A 21,055-nucleotide genomic window follows, 5' to 3' on the forward strand; every position below is an offset into this window, starting at 1 on the left:
TAATCTGGTTGATAGGGTTGGCGCTGCGACGGGTGCTCAGTCGTCGCCCAGCAGCGCCTTGAGCGCCTCGTCCGACAAGCCCTGCAACTCAGCCAAGGCGTCCGCCAATTCGCTTTGCAGTACCGGTTCGTCCCGCGCTTCGACCGTCAACGTGTCGACATGCCCGGCCAAGGCCGACAAGCGCGCGGATTCGAACACCTGCCGCACCGGGACTTCCACCCCGAAATCCCGTTGAATCCGGCCGACCAATTTCATCGCCAACAAGGAATGTCCGCCCAGTTCGAAGAAGTTGTCGTCCAGGCCGACTGATTCCACTGCCAGCAGCTCCTGCCAGATGGCCGCTAGGCGCCGTTCGCTGTCGCTGTGCGGAGCGCGGTAGGCTTGGCCTTGCCAGTGCGCGTGCGGCAGAGCTTTGCGATCCAGCTTGCCGTTGGCGGTTTTCGGCAGGCTGTCCAGCCGGATTAGCGCTGCCGGCAGCATGTAGTCCGGCAAGCGCCGGCTCAGGGCGTCGCGCAGGTCGGCGTCGCTGCCGGCCTCGGCGCCCGCGGCAATGTAAGCCACCAGGCGCGTGCCGCCGGCGGCCTCTTGCAGCAGCACCGCCGCTTCGGCCACCCCGGCTTGCTGCAGCAAGGCGGTTTCGATTTCTCCCAGTTCGATGCGCAAGCCGCGCAGTTTGATTTGCTGGTCGATGCGCCCCAAATAGTCGAGCGCGCCGTCGGCCCGCCGTCTGGCCAGGTCGCCGCTGCGGTATAAGCGGCCACCGCTGCCGAAGGGATCGGGCAGGAAGCGTTCGCCGGTCAGGCCGGGTTTGCGGTAGTAGCCGCGCGCCAGGCCCAGGCCACCGATGTACAGCTCGCCCGCCACCCCGGCCGGCAAGGGATTCAGGTCGCTGTCCAGGATGTGGATCTGCAGGTTGGCGATGGGCCGGCCTATCGGTACCGGGCCGGGCTCGGCCCGGCAGGTCCAATGGGTAACATCGATGGCTGCTTCGGTGGGGCCGTACAGGTTGACCAGGTCCACGCCCGGCAAGCGTTCGAACACCCGCTGTTGCAGTTCGGCCGGCAGGGCTTCGCCGCTGCAGACGATGCGCTTCAGCGCAGGCAGTGGCGGCAGCTGGGCTTGATTGACGAATTCCGCCAGCATGGACGGCACGAAATGGACGGTGGATACTTGCTGCGCTTGCAAAGTGGCTGCCAGTGCCGCAGGGTCGCGGTGTGCGCCGGGCCGGGCCAAAACCAGGCGGGCGCCGGTCATCAAGGGCCAAAAGAATTCCCAGACCGAGACGTCGAAGCTGAACGGGGTTTTTTGCAACACGCTGTCGCCGGGGCCGATGGCATAAGCTTGTTGCATCCAGTGCAGGCGGTTGGCCAGGGCGGCGTGGCTATTGGCCGCGCCTTTGGGCTGACCGGTGGAACCGGAGGTGTAGATGATGTAGGCCGGATGGGCCGGATGCAGTTGCACAACGGGCGCGCTTTCGGCCTGAGCCGACAGGTCCAGGCTGTCCAGATCGTACACCGCGCATGAATCGGGACACAATGCGGCGAATCGGTCCAACACAGCACCGTGACTCAGCAACATGCCGATGCCGGAATCGGCCGCCATGTAGGCCAGCCGCTGGTCCGGATAGTCCGGGTCCAGCGGCAGGTAGGCGCCGCCGGCTTTGACGATGGCCAGTATGCCCAGCACCAGTTCGAACGAACGCAGGGCGCCGATGCCGACCGGGGTTTCCGGGCCTACCCCGCGCGCGATCAGCCAATGCGCCAGCCGGTTAGAGCGCGCTTCCAGCTCGGCGTAACTCAGCTCGGCCTCGCCCAGGGCCAAGGCCGGCGCCCAAGGCTGCCGGGCCGCCGCCCGGGAAAGCCATTCGGGCACCAAACCCTCGGGATAGACCGTCGCGGTGGCGTTGCCACTCAGCAACTGCAGCCGGTCCGCGTCGTCCAGCAGATTCAACTCGCTCAGCCGGCACTGCGGGTTTTCCGCCAGAGCCGTCAACACACGGCAAAACTGCCGATCCAGCCGCTCGATGCAATCGGCATCGAAGCTGCCCTGCCAGTAACCGTAAGCCAAACCCAAGCTGTCGCCGATGCTGACGTTTATGGTCAAGGGATAATGAGTGGTATCGACATGCCGGGGCGCGCCGAAACTCAATCCGGCCGGGCTGGCCTTTAACGCCGCGTCTACCGGAAAATTCTCGAACACCAGCAAGCTGTCGAACAAGGCCGAACCGGCCTGCCCGGCCCAAGCTTGCAATTGGTAAAGCGGCGTGTGTTCGTGCTCGCGCATCGCCAGATTGCCGAGCTGGATTTCGCGCAGCCAATCGCCCACCTGATGCTGCGGCGCTATCGTCACCACCAGCGGCAAGGTGTTGATGAACAAACCGACGATCCGCTCGACAGCGGGCAATTCCGCCGGGCGGCCGGATACCGTGGCTCCCAGCGCAACCGTGTCTCGATTGCAGTAACGGCTCAACAGCAAGGCCCAAGCGGCTTGCAGCAGGGTATTCAAGGTCACCCGCTGCTGCTGCGCATAGGCTTGCAAGTCCCTAGTGAAGGCGGCGTCCAAACACCGGGTCAAGCTAGCGTGGCCTTGGCCGGCGCGCGCCGGTTTAGCGACGGCGGCGGCCAATAAGGTCGGCTGCTCCAGGGCCGCAAGACGCGCGCGCCAGAACGCCTCGGCCGCCGCCTGGTCGCGGCAGCTCAACCAGGCGATATAGTCGCGATAACCGCCCGCAGGCGCCGACCTGGCATTGCCGACGTAGTCGTCCAACACTTCGCCCAGCAATTGCGAGGTGCTCCAGCCGTCCAGCAACAGGTGATGGCTGGTCCACAGCCAATGCCAGCGCTGCTCGGACAGACGCACCAGCGTCATGCGCATCAGCGGCGCCCGGGCGTGTTCGAAGCCCTGAGTTCGTCGCGTCTCGGCCAATCCGGCCAAGGCCGCCGCGTCGACGATCCGGTCGCGCCAATCCAGGATTTCCACAGGCAGAGACGCCCGCTTGTACACGACCTGCAAGGCCTGTTCGGCCTCGCCCCGCCACAAAAAGCCGCTACGCAGTATCGGATGCCTATCCAGCGCGCGCTGCCACACGTCCGCAAAGCGCCGGCCGTCCAAGCCCTCGATATCCAGGCACATTTGATTGAGATAAACGCCGGCCTGCGGTTCCAGCACGTCATGGAACAACATCCCTTGCTGCATAGGCGATAAAGGATAGAGGTCTTCGACTTGGTTCGTCGGCAACGGCAAGGCGTCCAATTGCGCCTGACTCAAGCCTGCCAGCGGAAAATCCGACGGGGTAACGCCGCTGGTCCCGGCGCAGTGAGCCAAAATCGCCGCCAATTGCCTCCGGTAATCCTCGGCCAGTGCCAGAATGGTGTCCCGCCGGTATTGGCTGGCCGCGTAACGCCAGCGCAATTGCAGCACGCCGCCGGCCACTTGCGCGTTGATCTCCAACCAGTACGGCAGCGGCGCGCAAGGATCGTGGTCGTCGCCGACCGTTTCCGGCGCCGCTGCGAAATCGCCGGCTTCGCCGTCCAGCCGGCCGAAGTAATTGAAGCCGATGCGCGCTTGCGGTAAGCCCTCCCACTCGGCCCGGGCGGCCGGGTCTGCCGGATAGCGCAGCACGCCGTAGCCCAAACCGCCGTCCGGCACCTCGCGCAGCATTTGTTTGACCGCTTTCAGCGTCGCGCCGCTCTCGCCGACCGCCGCCAGACGTAATGGATAAACGCAGGTAAACCAGCCGACGCTGCGGCTTAAGTCCATACCCTCGAACGGGTGGTCGCGGCCGTGGCTTTCCAGGTCCACCAGCAAAGCGCCGCCGCTCCAGCCTTGCAATACCGCGGCCAGGGCGGACAACAGCAGATCGTTGACGCCGGCCCGGTAGGCGGCCGGCGCCGTGGTCAAAAGTTGCCGGGTGGACTCGGCGTCGATTTCCAGGCTGACGGTTTGCGCCTCGGCGAACTTCGCTTCCGCGACCGGGAAATCCCGCGGCGGCTCGGGCACGCCGCGCAACAACGTCTGCCAGTAGGTTTTTTGCTGCGCCAGTTCCGGACTGGCCGCATAGGCCTTGAGCCGTTCGCCCCAACGGCCGAACGATGCGGTTTTAGCCGGCAGGCTAGACGCGCCGGCGTAAAGCGCTTGCAGATCTTCCAACAAAATCCGCCACGATACGCCGTCGACCAGCAAATGATGCGCCACCAACAACAGACGCTGACTGCCGTCGGCCACGGCAATCAGCGCGACTTTAACCAACGGGCCGTTCGCCAAATCCAGGCTGCGTTGCAATCGCCGGGCAATTTCGCTGACTTGAGCGGCATCCGCGGCGGCGAGCTGCTCCCAGCATTCGCCGTCGGCAGATTCGGCGTAAAACTGCCGCCAGCCGTCCGGGCCTAAGCTATAGCGCAGGCGCAAACTATCGTGGTGAGCCAGCAAGCCGCGCACGGCTGCGCCCACGCGAAGCTGGTCCAGCCGGTGTTTAGGCCGCAGCAGCAGCGACAGATTCCAATGTGCCCGATTCGGCATGTCTTGCGTGAAAAATTGCACCTGTATCGGCGTCAGCGGCGCGTCGCCGCCGGCTTCGAGCTCGGCCTGCGCCGCCTGCGGCGCACAGGTTCCGGCATGCGCCGCCAATTGAGCGACAGTCTGGTGCAGAAACAAATCCTTGGGCGACAACTGCCACCCGGCTTGGCGAGCGCGGCTGACCAGGCGAATGGCCATGATCGAATCGCCGCCCGCTTCGAAAAAATTATCGTCCGCGCCTATCCGCTCCACCCCGAGCACCGCCTGCCAGATCGCCGCCAAATCGCGTTCGGCCGGGGTTTGCGGCGCGCGGGACGCCTCGTCGTTCGTCCGCTCAGGCTTGGGCAGCGCGTGCCGGTTCAGTTTGCCGCTGCTCAGCCGCGGCAGTCGTTCCACGACTTGAATGCTGGCCGGCAGCATATATTCCGGCAGGCGTTCGGCCAAAGCCGCTTTGACGCCGGCGACGTTCAAACCGATACCAATGTCGGCCGGCGCCGGGCCGGGTTCCAAATACGCGGCCAAGTACGCTCGGCCCTGGTCGTCGAACAATCCGACGTGGGCATCGGCCACGCCGGGCAGACGGCGCAGTTCGGCTTCGATTTCGCCCGGTTCTATTCGGTAGCCGCGCAATTTGATTTGCTGATCGGCCCGGCCTAGGTATTCCACTTCGCCGTCGGCGCGAAAGCGGGCCAAGTCGCCGCTACGGTACATGCGACTGCCGTCGGCCGCGAACGGGTCCGGCAAAAAGCGTTCGGCGCTCAGGTCCGGCCTGCCGTGGTAACCGCGGGCCAGACAAGGACCGCCGATATACAGTTCGCCGACCGCGCCTAAAGGCAATCGATTCAGGTCTTGGTCCAATAGATAGAGCGAGCGCTCGCCCACTCCGGTACCGATGGGCGCGTATACGCTATCGCAGACGCTGTCCGGCAATGCGGTCCACACCAGCGGAGTGATCAAGGTTTCGGTGGGGCCGTAGCCGTTCAGAATCGGTGCGTCGCCGACCAAATGGCGGATTTGTGCCAAACCTTCCCGCGACACCGCTTCGCCGCCGACCGAACAGGCGCGCAGCGGCAAATGCAAACCGCGCGGCTCAGCCCAACGGGCGATTTCCAGCAAATAAGCCGGCGGCATCTCGAACCAGCTGACCCTATGCTGGATCAGGGCTTGATAGGCTTGATCGGCGCTCCACATCTGCTCGCGCAGCAGCAAGCGGCAGCCGTGCATCAGCGGCACCAGCCACTGTTCCATTGCCGCATCGAAAGTAAACGCCGCGAAATGCAATGCCACGTCGTCGCGTTGCATGGCGTAGCGTTCGCCGATGGCCAAGCAATGCCGGGCCAGGGCACCATGGGCTACCGCCACGCCTTTGGGTTTGCCGCTGGAACCGGAGGTCAGGATCAAGTAGGCCAATTGGTCTGGATGGATCGCGACCGCCGGCGGCCGGTCGGAATAGACTGTCAGGTCGACTGCCGCCAAGTCCAACAGCGGCGCGCCGGCTAGGGTGTGCCTAGGCTCACCGCGCACGATCACCCGGCTCGCCCCGGCATCGGCGATGACGTCGGCCAGCCGCTGCGCGGGTTGTTCCGGGTCCAGCGGCACGAAGGCCGCGCCGGCTTTCAGCACCGCCAGCATCGCCACGATCGCTTCGACCCCGCGCGCCAGCAATACCGCCACCCGGCTTTCCCGCCCCAGCCCGACTTGCACTAGATAATGCGCCAGACGGTTGGCGTCCCGTTCCAGCTCGGCATAGCGCAAGCTCTGCTCGCCGGCGATCAAGGCAATCGCTTGCGGCCAAGCCTCGGCTTGGCGACGGATCAGTTCCTGTACCGGCACGCCGCCGTCGTAACAGCGCGGCCACAGGTTCCAGGTTTGGAATTGTTCGCTTTCCGCGGCGCTCAATATCGCATGCGCGGCGATAGGCGCGTGCGGCTGCGCGAGCAGTTGCGTCAGCAGGTTTTGTAACTGCCCGGCCAGACGTTGGACGGTCTCGGCGTCGAACAGGTCGCAGGCATAGGTGAAAAAGCCGCCGAAGCTGTGCGGGCCGCGTTGCCAGGTGTCCAGGCTCAGGTCGAATTGGGCGGCGCCGTTGTCCCGCTCCAGGCTGTCGATCTGCCAATCGCTGCCGGCTTGCAACAGGCTAAGGTCGGTTTGCTGGTGGTTGATCAGGATTTGGAACAAGGGATTTTGCCCCAAGCGCCGTTCGGGTTGCAGGGCATCGACCAGTTGTTCGAACGGCAGGTCCGGATGGGCCTGGGCTTGCAATAGGCTGTGTTTGACCTGTTGCAGCAGTTCGAGGAAGGTGGTCCGGCCGTTCAGGCGGCTGCGCAATACCACGGTGTTGACCAGGTAGCCGATCAGCCCCTGGGTTTCCGGGCGATTGCGGTTGGCCAGCGGCAGGCCGACGCGCAGGTCGGTTTGGCCGCTGATCCGGTACAGCCAGACGTTGAAGGCGGCCAGCAGCAGCATAAACGGGGTCGCGCCTTGTTGTTTGGCCCGTTCGGCCAGTTGCCCACCCAGTGCTTCGGACAGGGCAAAGCCGACCCGGCCGCCACGCTGGCTGGGTTCGGCCGGCCGCGGCCGGTCGTACGGCAGGACGATTTGCGGCTGTTCGCCGCCCAGCTGTTGCAGCCAGTAAGCCAGTTGCCGTTCGGCTTCGCCGGCCGCCAGCCAATGGCGCTGCCAGCAGGCGAAATCGGCGTGGCGGATCGGCAAGGCCGGCAGTTGCGCAGGCCTGTCGGCGCCCAATCCGGCGTACAGTTCGGCGAATTCGGCCAAGAGCCAGTTCAACGACCAGCCGTCGGCAATCAGATGATGCAGGGTCAAATTCAGTTCGTAGCGGCTGTGCCGACCGGCGTCCGCCAGCTTGACCAGCAGCAGTCGCCACAGCGGACCGTTCGCCAGATCGAACGGCGCCCGCGCCGCCTGTTCGGCCAGTTGCCCGGCTTGCGCCTGCGCCTCGGCCGGCGGCCAAGCGCTCAGGTCGCGGTAATCCCAGGCAGGGAGCAACCCGGACACGAGACGCTGGCGCGGCTGGCCGTCCCGTGCGTAAAACACGCTGCGCAAGGCGTCGTGGCGCTCGGCCAGGGCGGCGAAGGCCTGCCGCACCCGCTCGGGCGCCACGTCCCCGGTGATACACACCCCGCCGGCTATGTGGTAGGCCGCGTTGGACGGATCCAGTTGCGCCAGTATCCATAAACCCTGCTGCGCCGCGGACAAGGGAATGTCGTCGCCCCCGCACAGCTGCGCCGGAATCGGCAACTGCGCGAATGTCCGTCCCTGTTCGGCCAGTTTCCGGATGAACGAGCGCTGCTTATCCAGCGGCAAGCGCACGAAACGTCGTACTAAGTCTTCGCCGTTAGCGGCGGCTTGTTGTGGTCCGGTTTGCGGTTCGAGGCAGTTTTCGCTGTTTAACTTCATAGGTCTTCGATCGATAGTAATTAGTAGCGCACGGTCTTAAAAGTGTGCCCAGCCTAAGCACCAGTCCGGGCACGCCGTCCCCCGGTCACGACAGCTCCAATTCGTCCAGCCAATCGCCCATCTCGGCCAAGGCTTGCTCGCCGATGTCGGCGCTACCGGCTGCGGCGCCGAGTAAAGCGGCTAAATCCTGCAGACTTGCGGTTTCGAACACGGCAAGCAACGGCAAATCCGCCCCAAAGTCCGCACGTATCCGCGCCACCAAACGGGCCGCCAACAAGGAATGTCCGCCCAGTTCGAAGAAGTTGTCGTCCAGGCCGACTGATTCCACTGCCAGCAGCTCCTGCCAGATGGCCGCTAGGCGCCGTTCGCTGTCGCTGTGCGGGGCGCGGTAGGCTTGGCCTTGCCAGTGCGCCTGCGGCAGGGCTTTACGATCCAGCTTGCCGTTGGCGGTTTTCGGCAGGCTGTCCAGCCGGATTAGCGCTGCCGGCAGCATGTAGTCCGGCAAGCGCCGGCTCAGGGCGTCGCGCAGGTCGGCGTCGCTGCCGGCCTCGGCGCCCGCGGCAATGTAGGCCACCAGGCGCGGGCCGCCGGCGGCCTCTTGCAGCAGCACCGCCGCTTCGGCCACCCCGGCTTGCTGCAGCAAGGCGGTTTCGATTTCTCCCAGTTCGATGCGCAAGCCGCGCAGTTTGATTTGCTGGTCGATGCGCCCCAAATAGTCGAGCGCGCCGTCGGCCCGCCGTCTGGCCAGGTCGCCGCTGCGGTATAAGCGGCCGCCGCTGCCGAAGGGGTCGGGCAGGAAGCGTTCGCCGGTCAGGCCGGGTTTGCGGTAGTAGCCGCGCGCCAGGCCCAGGCCACCGATGTACAGCTCGCCCGCCACCCCGGCCGGCAAGGGATTCAGGTCGCTGTCCAGGATGTGGATCTGCAGGTTGGCGATGGGCCGGCCTATCGGTACCGGGCCGGGCTCGGCCCGGCAGGTCCAATGGGTAACATCGATGGCTGCTTCGGTGGGGCCGTACAGGTTGACCAGGTCCACGCCCGGCAGGCGTTCGAACACCCGCTGTTGCAGTTCGGCCGGCAGGGCTTCGCCGCTGCAGACGATGCGCTTCAGCGCAGGCAGTGGCGGCAGCTGGGCTTGATTGACGAATTCCGCCAGCATGGACGGCACGAAATGGACGGTGGATACTTGCTGCGCGTGCAGCGCAGCGCTCAGTGCCGCAGGATCGCGGTGTGCGCCGGGCCGGGCCAAAACCAGGCGGGCGCCGGTCATCAAGGGCCAGAAGAATTCCCAGACCGAGACGTCGAAGCTGAACGGGGTTTTTTGCAACACGCTGTCGCCGGGGCCGATGGCATAAGCTTGTTGCATCCAGTGCAGGCGGTTGGCCAGGGCGGCGTGGCTGTTGGCCGCGCCTTTGGGCTGACCGGTGGAACCGGAGGTGTAGATGATGTAAGCCGGATGGGCCGGATGCAGTTGCACAACGGGCGCGCTTTCGGCCTGAGCCGACAGGTCCAGGCTGTCCAGATCGTACACCGCGCATGAATCGGGACACAATGCGACGAATCGCTCCAACACAGCACCGTGACTCAGCAACATGCCGATGCCGGAATCGGCCGCCATGTAGGCCAGCCGCTGGTCCGGATAGTCCGGGTCCAGCGGCAGGTAGGCGCCGCCGGCCTTGACGATGGCCAGTATGCCCAGCACCAGTTCGAACGAACGCAGGGCGCCGATGCCGACCGGGGTTTCCGGGCCTACCCCGCGCGCGATCAGCCAATGCGCCAGCCGGTTAGAGCGCGCTTCCAGCTCGGCGTAACTCAGCTCGGCCTCGCCCAGGGCCAAGGCCGGCGCCCAAGGCTGCCGGGCCGCCGCCCGGGAAAGCCATTCGGGTACCAATCCGTCGGGATAGACCGTCGCGGTGGCGTTGCCAGCGGATTGCTGCGCCAGTTCGGCCGGGCTTAACAGCACCAGCGCCGCCAACGGCAAATCCGGGTTTTGCGTCCAGCCGTCCAGCAAGTTTAAAAAGTGACCGGCCAGCTGGGCTATGGTCTCGGCCGAGAATAAATCGACGGCATACACCCAACGAGCGCTGAAGTTGCCGTCGGCGTCTTCTTCGGTTGCCAGGCTCAAATCGAATTGGGCGCCGGCCTCCTCGACTTCGATACGTTCGATCAGCAGATCCGGCAAGGTTTGCAACACTTGCAAATCGCGCTTTTGATGATTGAACATCACTTGGAACAGCGGGTTGCGGTTCGGCGCCCGTTGCGGTTGCAACGCCTCGACCAGATGTTCGAACGGCAAATCCGGGTGTTCCTGCGCTTGCAGCACGGTTTGTTTCAGCCGTTGCAGGCACTGGCTTAAATTCCATTCGCCGCGACATTCGGCTTTGATCACCAAGGTATTGACGAAAAAGCCGATCAGCATGTCCGTCTCCAACCGTTGCCGGTTGGCGACCGGCACACCGATGCGCACATCGGCTTGCCCGCTATAGCGGTACAGCAAGGCCGAAAACGCGGTCAACAATACGACGAACGGGGTGGTATCGTTGGCCAGCGCCAAGCGCTTGACCGCCGCGCCGAGCCCGGCCGGCAAGGCCAAGCCATGCGAAGCGCCGACTCCGGACAGGCGGTCCGGCCTGGCGTGGTCGCACGGCAAGGCCAATGTCGGTTGTTCGCCGCCCAATTGCCGCCGCCAATAGTGTAATTGCCTGTCGGCCTCCCCGGCCGCCAGCCACTGCCGCTGCCACACCGCGTAATCGGCGTAGTCGATGGCCAGGGCCGGTAGTTGCGGCTGGCGGCCATGAAGCGCTGCGGCGTACAGCTCGGCGAACTCGGCCAACAAGCGGCCGACCGACCAGCCGTCGGCCAACAGGTGATGCAAGGTCAGCCATAAGGCGTGTCGATCCGTCCCGCAGCTGCACAGCACGGCCCGCCATAACGGCCCGGCCTCGAAATCGAACGGCGCGTTGACGTCCGGCACCTGCCCCAGCCGGGTTGCGTCGACCTCGATCCGCGCCAGCGGCGCTTGCACCCCGGTCTGCGCGATTTGCATCGGCTTGCCGTCTATACTCACGAAACGGGTGCGCAGCAGCGCGTGGCGCTCGGTCAAGGCTTGAAATGCCGAACCCAGTGCCTGCAGGTCCAGGCGCCCGTCTATCCGCAAGCCGCCGCAGATGTGATACGCCGTGGAGCCGGGCTGCAATTGCGCCAAGAACCACAAGCGCTCCTGGCCGTACGACAACGGCCTGGGTCCGACATCCGGCAGGCGCGGGATCGTCGCCGGTTGCTCCGCCACGGGTTCGTCCAACGCCAAGGCCAGTTCGGCCACGCTCGGGTTATCGAACAGCAGCTTGGGCGTCAGTTTCAGGCCTTGCTTGCGGGCGCGGGCGATGATCTGCAAACTCAAAATGGAATCGCCACCCAATTCGAAGAAATTGTCGGTCACACCGACCGCTTCGCGTTTCAACACGGTTTGCCAGATCGCCGCCAGCTTGGCTTCCAGCTCGTTGCGCGGCGCCAATACGGTACGGGCCTGGGCTTGTGGCCTGGGCAAGGCCTTGCGGTCCGGCTTGCCGTTGCCGGTCAGCGGGATGGCGTCCAACAGCAGCAAATGCGCCGGCAGCAGGTAATCGGGTAAGCGCTCGGCCAAGTCACGCAGCAAATCGGCCGCATCCAACGAATGGCCACGTTCGGCAACCGCATAAGCCAGCAATTGCAAGCGCCCGTCCGCGCCGTTGGCCTCGGCAATCACCAAAGCGTCAGCGATGCCCGGCAAGCCGCGCAGGATATGGGCGATTTCGCCGGGTTCCACCCGGTAGCCGCGTATTTTGACCTGACTGTCCGCCCGGCCCAGCCAAAGCAGGCGGCCGTTGCGCAGCACGGCACGATCGCCGCTACGGTACATCCGCGCCGCCGCCCGGAACGGGTCCGGCAAAAAGCGTTCGGCGCTGGCGGCAGCCGAACCGTGATAACCGCGTGCCAAGCTGCCACCGCCGATATACAGTTCGCCCGCCACCCCGGCGGGCAAAGGATTTAAGTCGCGGTCCAGCAAGTAGGCGTAAACTCCCGGTAACGGCGTGCCTAGCGGTAGCGACGGTCCCCTGTCCGCGCCTGCCTCATGGGTCAGCACGCCGACCGTGGTTTCGGTCGGTCCATAATGATTGACGATGCGGCAGCCCGGTTTCAGGCCACGCACGCTAGCCAACAATTCGGCGTCGCAGGCTTCGCCGCCCAAGATCAGCAAATTTCCCGGCAGCACCGCCGCCGGATCGGCCGCTTGCAACAAGCCGCGCAAATGGCTGGGCACGATTTTCAATACCGCCACTTGCAGTTCGCGCATCGCCGCGGCGAAACGGTCGGGGTCGGCTGTGATCTGCGCATCCAACAGCACCAAGGTGTGTCCGCCATACAACGCACCGAACAACATGGTATGCCCCAAATCGGCGGCCGCGGTCGACACCATCGCCCAGCGGCTCGACCGTCCGGTCTCTATGCGCGGCAACACGCCTTGCAGATACTGCGACAAAGCCGCGTGACTGACGGTCACCCCTTTAGGCCGGCCGGTCGAGCCGGAGGTGTAGATTCGATAGGCCGCCTGTAGCGGGTGTATTTCGGTTGCGCGGAAAGCGCTTTCGACTTGCGCGGGGATACGCTCCGGGTCCAGCAGCGGAATGTCCAGGCCGGCCAAACGCGCGCCAGCGGCCGACTCGGCCAGCAGCAAAACCGCGCCGCTGTCTTGCAGCACATCTCGCAACCGACTATCCGGCAACGCCGGGTCCAGCGGCAAATACAGCGCGCCGGCCATCTGCACGGCCAACAGGCTGATCACCAAGTGCGCCGTGCGTTCGAATAGCACGCCGACAGTGGTTTCGGTTTTAACGCCGCGACCTTGCAGCGCCGCAGTCAAGCGTTCGGCAGCCGTATTCAACTGCGCGTAACTAAGCACGGTATCGCCGGCGATCAGCGCCGTTGCATCCGGCCTAGCAGCAACCCGACTTTGCCAGACTTGCAGCCAATTCCCCTCGGTCGGGGCGACGCCGGCAAGCGGCTCTGCGGTCAACAGCGCCCAGGCCGGATCGGCCAAGGCCAAGTTCGGTTCCGGCAGCGGCTGTAAGTGCAAATCGGCCAGTTTCAGTTGGTCGGCGGCGGCCAGTTGCAGTAAAAGAAACCGGTATTGCCGCGCCAATTCCGGCAACGCATCCGCCTGGAAACGCTGGCGTTCGCCGGATAAGGTCAGATGCAAGCGCGCATCCAGAGCGGCGATCAGACTCAAGGGATAATTGTTGCGCCCGCGCGCGTGGCGCAGCCCGCTTGCCGACGCCGCGTCATCCAGCAAACCGACGCTCAAACCGCCGCGCCGGCCGGTCAGCACCCGGTCCAAGGGATAGTTTTCGAACACCAGAATCGCATCGAACAGACTTTGCCCTTCGCAACCGGCGACACGCTGGATGTCCGCCAGCGCGACGAACTCGTGGTCGCGCATGGCCGCGGCTCGGGTTTGCAGCTCGCGCAGCCAGCCTGCAACCTCCTGCCCACCCGGCACCGCGACCTTGAGCGGCAAGGTATTGATGAACAAGCCGGCCATCTGGTCGATGCCGGGCACGTTCGCCGAACGGCCGGACACGGTGACCCCGAACATGGCCTCGCCGCCATGCCTAGCCAACAGCAGGGCAAATGAGGCCTGCAGCAAGGTGTTGACCGTCACGCCGTAGCGGCGCGCAGCGACGCTCAGCTGCGAGGTCTCGGCCTCCGACAAGCCGAATTCGACTTCCTGGTAAGCCCCGCGTTGGCCGGGCGGCGGCCCGTCCGCGGCCAGCGGCAAACCGGTGACGTGCTCGAAACCGCTCAGCGCCTCGCGCCAATACGTCAGCGCCGCCGGATAATCGCGGCCGGCCAGCCAACGCAAATAGTCGGTATAAACAGCTTGCGGACCTAACGGATCGCCGTGATAAGCGCACATCACGTCGCGCAGCACCAAGCCCATGCTCCAGCCGTCCAGTGCGACGTGATGGTGGCTCCACAGCAACCAGAAAACATCGTCGGCTACTCGAAACAAAGCCAGCTCGAAGCCGCGCCGGCCGGCGAAGTCGAAACCGCGCTCCCGTTGCTCGGTTAAAGTGCAGTTCAAGCGCTGCCAGCGTTGCGCTTCGTCCAATTGGCGCCAATCGGCTTGCTGCCAAGCCACTAAGCGGGTTTTTTCCACGATTTGCAGCGGCGGCTGTATCTCTTCGTAACCATAGACCGAGCGCAAGGCCGGATGACGGTCTACTGCGGTTTGCCAGGCTTGGCGCAGCCGCTCCGTGTCCCATTCGCCTTGCAGGTGAAACAGCCGCTGATAAAAGTACGGATCTTGCTCGCCGTGCTGCAGCGCATGAAACAAAATGCCCTGCTGCATGGGGGATAAGGGGTAGAGGTCTTCGATGTCGGCGTGGTCCAGCGGCAAGGCCTCCAGTTGCGCCTGATCGAGGCCGGCCAGCGGCAGGTCGCTGGGGGTCAGGCAGGGGGTGGCCGTCAGGCAGTGGGCCAGCAAGGCTTGCAAACGGGTTCGATAGCGCCGGATCAGCTCGGCAATGGTTTGTTCGCGGTAACGTTCCCGGCTGTAACTCCATTCGATGCGCAGCCGGCCTTGATAAACCTCGGCGTTGATTTCCAGGGCGTAGGCCAACGGCGCGCCGGGGTCGCGTTCCTCGCCGCCGGGTTCTGCAGCCGGTTCCAGCAGGGCGTCGCGGTCGAAACTGTTGTCCAGCTGGCCCAGGTAGTTGAACAGCACCGGCGGCTCGACCGTTATCGCGTTCGTTTGCTCGGCGTCGGCGGCCGGGTCCGCCAGATAGCGGATCACGCCGTAGCCCAAGCCCCGGTCCGGCACCTCCCGCAGCTGTTCCTTGACGGTTTTGACGGCGCTCGCAGGGTCGGCGTCGCCGCTGAGCTTGGCCGGGTAGACGCTGGTAAACCAGCCGACGCTACGGCTTAAGTCCGGCGGCGTTTGTGCGTCGCTTACGATCAGCTCGGCTTCGCGGCCGTGGCCTTCCAGGGCGATGCAGACCTGCGCTTGTCCGCTGTAGTCGCACAGGGTTTGCGCCAAGGCGGTCAACAGCAGGTCTTGGATGCGGGTTCGGTAGGCGGCATGGGCCGGTTTCAGCAATTGCGCGGTTTGTGCGGCATCCAGGCTAAGGCTTAGGCTGGCCCGGTCGCGCTGTTGCGCCCGGCCGTTCGGGTGGTCGCAGGGCCAGGCCGGGTCGGTCGGCAATTGCCGTTGCCAGTAGTCGCGCTGGGCCTGTAAGGCCGGACTGCGGGCGTAGGCTTGCAAGGTGTCGCCCCAGGCTTGGTAGCTGGCGGTTTTCCCCGGCAGTTGCGGGGGGTGGCCTTGGTCGATTTGCCGGTAGGCGCTGCCCAGGTCTTCCAGCACAATGCGCCAGGACACGGCGTCGACGATCAGGTGGTGGGCGATCAACAGCAAGCGCTGGCTGCCGTCGGCCAGGTCGATCAGCGTGGCCTGGAACAGCGGGCCGTGTTCGAGATTTAGACTGCGCTGGGCCTTGTCGGCGATGGCGCGAATGTCGGCGGCGTCTTGCGCGGTGTGTCGTTGTAATAAGGCGGCGTGGTTCGTCGTTACGTCGGTGGCCGGCGCATACGTTTGCTGCCAGCCGTCCGCTTGGCGCACATACCGCAGGTTCAGGCTGTCGTGGTGTAATACTAGCGTTTGCAAGGCTTGCGCTAGGACCTCGGCGGCCAGCGGAACGCGGGCTTTCAACAGCAGCGATTGGTTCCAATGCGCCGGGTTGGTCAAATGTTGCGCGAAGAAAGTGTGCTGGATCGGCAGCAGCGGCGCGGTGCCTACCGCAGGCCCGGTCGGTTCCTGGGCGGACGCGGCCAAGGGCCGGGCGACTTGGGCCAAGCCGGCGACGGTTTGGTGTTGAAACAGGTCTTTCGGGCTGAAACTCAGTCCATGCGCCCGCGCCCGGCTGACCAGTTGGATGGAGACGATGGAGTCGCCGCCCAGTTCGAAGAAGTTGTCGTGCACGCCGATCGTCTCTCGGCCTAGCAGGTCTTGCCACAGTTGCAGCAGCAGGGCTTCGGTCGGGGTGCGGGGGGCTTGGGCCTCGGTCGTTGATCGAGTCGGCGCCGGCAGGGCCCGGCGGTCGATTTTGCCGTGGGCGGTGCGCGGCAGCCGCTGCAGGCGCAGCAGGCGGGCCGGCACCATGTAGTCCGGCAGGCGTTCGGCCAGGGCGGTTTTGAGTTGCGCTTCGCTCGGGTAGGCGTCGGTTTCGGTATGCGGTGCGTACCCTAGGCTTGAATCGGCGTGCGCATGCGCTGCCACGCTCGGCTGCCAATAGCCGGTCAGGTAACGGCGGCCGTCGTCTTCGCGCAGCAGCACGTAGGCGTCGTCTATTCCGGGCAATTGCCGTAACGCGGCTTCGATTTCGCCGGGTTCGATCCGGTAACCGCGCAGTTTGATTTGCTGGTCGGCCCGGCCGAGGTAAACCACCACGCCGTCGGCGCCGCGCCGCACGATATCACCGCTGCGGTACAGCCGGCTGCCGTCGGCGGCGAACGGGTCGGGCAAAAACCGTTCGGCGCTCAGATCGGCCCGGCCGTGGTAGCCGCGCGCCAGGCAGGGGCCGCCGATGTACAGTTCGCCGGCCGCACCCAGCGGCACGGGATTCAGGTCGGCGTCCAGGATGTGCAGGCTGCGTTCGCCCAGGGCGCTGCCGATGGGGGCGTAGCCGGCGAATGGGCGGTCGTCGGCCAGCCAGGCCAACGGGGTGATCACGGTTTCGGTCGGGCCGTAGCCGTTGACGATGCGTTCGGGCCGCAGGGCGCTGCGGATTTTGGCCAAGGCCGCGGCGGAGACGGCTTCGCCGCCGACGCAGACGATGCGCAGCGCGGTGGTATCGCCATGCGCCGCCACCGCGTCGGCCAGTTGCAACAGGGTGGCGGTCGGCGGGTACGCCACCGTCACCGCGTGGCGCAGCACCGCATCCCGGACGGCTTCGCCGCCGCCGCGGCTGTCGCCCAGCACCACGCCGGCACCCCGGCTGAGCGGGGCCAGCCATTGTTCCAGCGCGGCGTCGAAGGTTAAGGCGGCCAGATGTAACGCTCGGTCGGCCGGGGTATAGCGATACAGTTCGGCGGCGGCCTGGATGTGGCGGCTCAACGCGCCGTGAACGACCGCCACGCCTTTGGGTTTGCCGCTGGAACCGGAGGTCAGGATCAGATAGGCCAGTTGTTCGGGATGGACGGCGACCGCCGGCGGCCGGTCGGAGTAAGCCGCAAGGTCCAGCTCGGCCAAGTCCAACAGCGGCGCGCCGCCAAAAGCGGCGCGTGCGCCGGCTGCCCGTTCGGCGTGGATCGTCCCCTCGCCCGCACCGTCCGCCTCGTCTGGTCCTGCAGGCAGCGCCGACCAGGCCGGCGCCACACCGCGCACGATCACCAGGCTCGCCCCGGCATCGGCGATGACGTCGGCCAGCCGCTGCGCGGGTTGTTCCGGATCCAGCGGCACGAAGGCCGCGCCGGCTTTCAGCACCGCCAGCATCGCCACGATCGCTTCGACCCCGCGCGCCAGCAATACCGCCACCCGGCTTTCCCGCCCCAGCCCGGCTTGCACTAGATAATGCGCCAGACGGTTGGCGTCCCGTTCCAGCTCGGCATAGCGCAAGCTCTGCTCGCCGGCGATCAAGGCAATCGCTTGCGGCCAAGCCTCGGCTTGGCGGCGGATCAGTTCCTGTACCGGCACGCCGCCGTCGTATCGGCGCGGCCACAGGTTCCAGGTTTGAAAGCGCTCGGTTTCCGCAGCGCTCAATATGGCATGCGCGGCGATAGGCGCTTGCGGCTGCGCGAGCAGTTGCGTCAGCAGGTTTTGAAACTGCCCGGCCAGACGTTGGATGGTCTCGGCCTCGAACAAGTCGCAGGCATAGGTGAAAAAGCCGCCGAAGCTGTGCGAGCCGTGTTGCCAGGTGTCCAGGCTCAGGTCGAATTGGGCGGCGCCGTTGTCCCGTTCCAGGCTGTCGATCTGCCAATCGCTGCCGGCTTGCAACAGGCTAAGGTCGGTTTGCTGGTGGTTGATCAGGATTTGGAACAAGGGATTTTGCCCCAAGCGCCGTTCGGGTTGCAGGGCATCGACCAGTTGTTCGAACGGCAGGTCCGGATGGGCCTGGGCTTGCAATAGGCTGTGTTTAACCTGTTGCAGCAGTTCGAGGAAGGTGGTCCGGCCGTTCAGGCGGCTGCGCAATACCACGGTGTTGACCAGGTAGCCGATCAGCCCCTGGGTTTCCGGGCGGTTGCGGTTGGCCAGCGGCAGGCCGACGCGCAGGTCGGTTTGGCCGCTGATCCGGTACAGCCAGACGTTGAAGGCGGCCAGCAGCAGCATAAACGGGGTCGCGCCTTGTTGTTTGGCCCGTTCGGCCAGTTGCCCACCCAGTGCTTCGGACAGGGCAAAGCCGACCCGGCCGCCACGCTGGCTGGGTTCGGCCGGCCGCGGCCGGTCGTACGGCAGGACGATTTGCGGCTGTTCGCCGCCCAGCTGTTGCAGCCAGTAAGCCAGTTGCCGTTCGGCTTCGCCGGCTTCCAGCCAATGGCGCTGCCAGCAGGCGAAATCGGCGTGGCGGATCGGCAAGGCCGGCAGTTGCGCAGGCCGGTCGGCGCCCAATCCAGCGTACAGTTCGGCGAATTCGGCCAAGAGCCGGTTCAACGACCAGCCGTCGGCAATCAGATGATGCAGGGTCAAATTCAGTTCGTAGCGGCTGTGCCGACCGGCGTCCGCCAGCTTGACCAGCAGCAGCCGCCACAACGGGCCGTTCACCAGATCGAACGGCGCCCGCGCCGCCTGTTCGGCCAGTTGCCCGGCTTGCGCCTGCGCCTCGGCCGGCGGCCAAGCGCTCAGGTCGCGGTAATCCCAGGCGGGGAGCAACCCGGACACGAGACGCTGGCGCGGCTGGCCGTCCCGGGCGTAAAACACGCTGCGCAAGGCGTCGTGGCGCTCGGCCAGGGCGGCGAAGGCCTGCCGCACTCGCTCGGGCGCCACGTCCCCGGTGATACGCACCCCGCCGGCTATGTGGTAGGCCGCGTTGGACGGGTCCAGTTGCGCCAAAAACCACAGGCTTTGCTGGCCGCAGGACAGCAACAAGCCGTCGCTTTGCCTCGAATGGTTGATAGGCGATTCAGTCCGGGCCGCATCTACCGACAGGCTATCCAAAGCCGCACAGAATTCGCGCAAGCTAGGCCATTCGAAAAACCAGTGTGGCTCGACCCGTACGCCGAATTGCGCGTTCAGGTGGGCAATCGCTTGCATGAGCGCGATAGACTGGCCGCCGAGCGCAAAGAAATTGTGTTGAGCGCCCACCGCATCAACCCCCAGCACCTCGGCCCAAATGGCGGCGACTTGCCGCTCCAACGGCGTCAATTCGTCGTCGGCGTTCGGAAGCGTTTGCTCCCCGCTCCGCCACGAAGCATAAGCGTCCAGACTGCCGTCCAGCCAGCCCTGCCTGCAAGCGCTACGTTGCAATTTGCCGCTGCTGGTTTTAGGGAGCGCACCCGGATTCAACAACAGAATGACGGCCGCCGGCTGCTGACAACACAACGCCAGTTGTTGGTTAACGGCTTCGATCAGGCTTTCCGCCGGCACCCGCTTTTGCGTGCTGCGGCCGATTTCCGCCGCCACGCCTATGCCTTCGCAGCCGTCTATGTTGACCGCAAACGCCGCCACCCGGCCTTGGCGCAGTCCCGCCACCCCATGTTCCAGCGCCAATTCCAGGTCTTGCGGGTAGAGATTTTGGCCGCGAATCACGATCAAATCCTTGCAACGCCCGGTGACGTGCAGTCGACCATCTGCCAAAAACCCCAGATCGCCGGTGCGCAGCCAGATTTCGCCGTGCCGCCTGACGAAAGTTTCCGCCGTTGCCTGCGGATTTTGCCAGTAACCGTGCGTGATGCTCGGCCCTCTCACCCAAATTTCGCCGACCCGGCCGGCCGGCAAAGACTGGCGGTTATCCGGGTGTATAACGGCTATGCCGTGTTCCGGCTGCGCATGGCCGCAGTCGACCACGGCGTTGGAACCGACGGCAAGCTCCGCCCGGAGTTCGGCCGGGGCGTGCGCCGCGCGCACCCCTTCTCCCGGCAGCCCGCCGCTGACCAACAGCGATGCTTCCGCCAAGCCGTAGCACGGGTAGAGCGCGCCGGCCGGAAGACCGGCGGCGGCAAATTTGCCGGCGAAACCGTGCAAGGTGTCCAAGCGTATCGGTTCGGCGCCGCAAAAAGCCAAACGCCAACTATCCAGGCGCAAACCGGCCAGTTGCGCCTCGCCGATACGCTCGTTGCACAAGCGGTAGGCGAAGTCCGGCCCGCCGCTGACCGTGCCGCCGAACCGCGACAGCGCTTGCAGCCAACGTAGCGGCCGTTCCAGAAAATGCCGCGGCGACATCAGCACCAGCGGAATGCCGCTATACAACGGCTGCAGCAAACTGCCGACCAATCCCATGTCGTGGTACAAAGGCAACCAGCTGACGAACACGTCGTCGCCGCTGATCCGAAAGCCGTGTTTGATCGCCCGCTGGTTGGCCAACAGGTTGTCGTGACCGACCATCACGCCTTTGGGGCTGGCGGTGGAACCGGAGGTATATTGCAAAAATGCCAAGCTATCGGCCGCCAACACCGGCATGCGCCAGTGTTCCGCCCACTCGGTTTCGATGGCGTCTACCGCTATCGCGGCGATAGGTTCGCCGCCGCTCAGTGCGTCCAAGACCGGCGCCAACCCCGCCTGCAACGAAGCATTGCTCAGCACGACGCGCGGCCCGGCGTCGCGCACGATGGCGGCAACGCGCGCTAGATGCTGCGGGGTTTGCGATTCCGGCGGATAGGCCGGCACGGCGATGACGCCGGCGTACAAGCAGCCGAACAAGGCACTGACGTAGTCGATGCCGGTGTGCAACAAAATCAGCGCCCGGTCTCCCGGAACGCATCGGCTTTGTAGATAGCCGGCCACGGCGCGGGCGCGCCGGTCCAAGTCGGCAAAGCTGTAATCGGTAACGGCGCCGTCGCCGTCTGCGATGCAATGTAGCGCCGGACGCTCCGGATGGCGCTCGGCACGCTGCTGCATTAAATCGACGAAATGGCGGGCTTGGGCGGGATTGAAACTCAT

2 protein-coding genes are annotated in these 21,055 nt (G+C 65.3%); both read right to left on the minus strand.

The features are described 5' to 3' along the window. Nucleotides 1–36: 36 nt before the first annotated feature. The gene (locus tag F1E05_RS16110; RefSeq protein WP_150050248.1) at nt 37–7,932 is read right to left on the minus strand and encodes a non-ribosomal peptide synthetase; all 7,896 of its coding nucleotides are present in this window, start codon (nt 7,930–7,932) and stop codon (nt 37–39) included. Between the two features lie 85 nt (nt 7,933–8,017). Continuing rightward, nucleotides 8,018–21,055 (minus strand): non-ribosomal peptide synthase/polyketide synthase, encoded by a 13,038-nt coding sequence (locus tag F1E05_RS16115; protein WP_150050250.1) that lies wholly within the window; start codon nt 21,053–21,055, stop codon nt 8,018–8,020.

It is taken from the genome of Methylomonas rhizoryzae (assembly GCF_008632455.1).
In the GTDB taxonomy this organism is placed as follows: Bacteria; Pseudomonadota; Gammaproteobacteria; order Methylococcales; family Methylomonadaceae; genus Methylomonas; species Methylomonas rhizoryzae.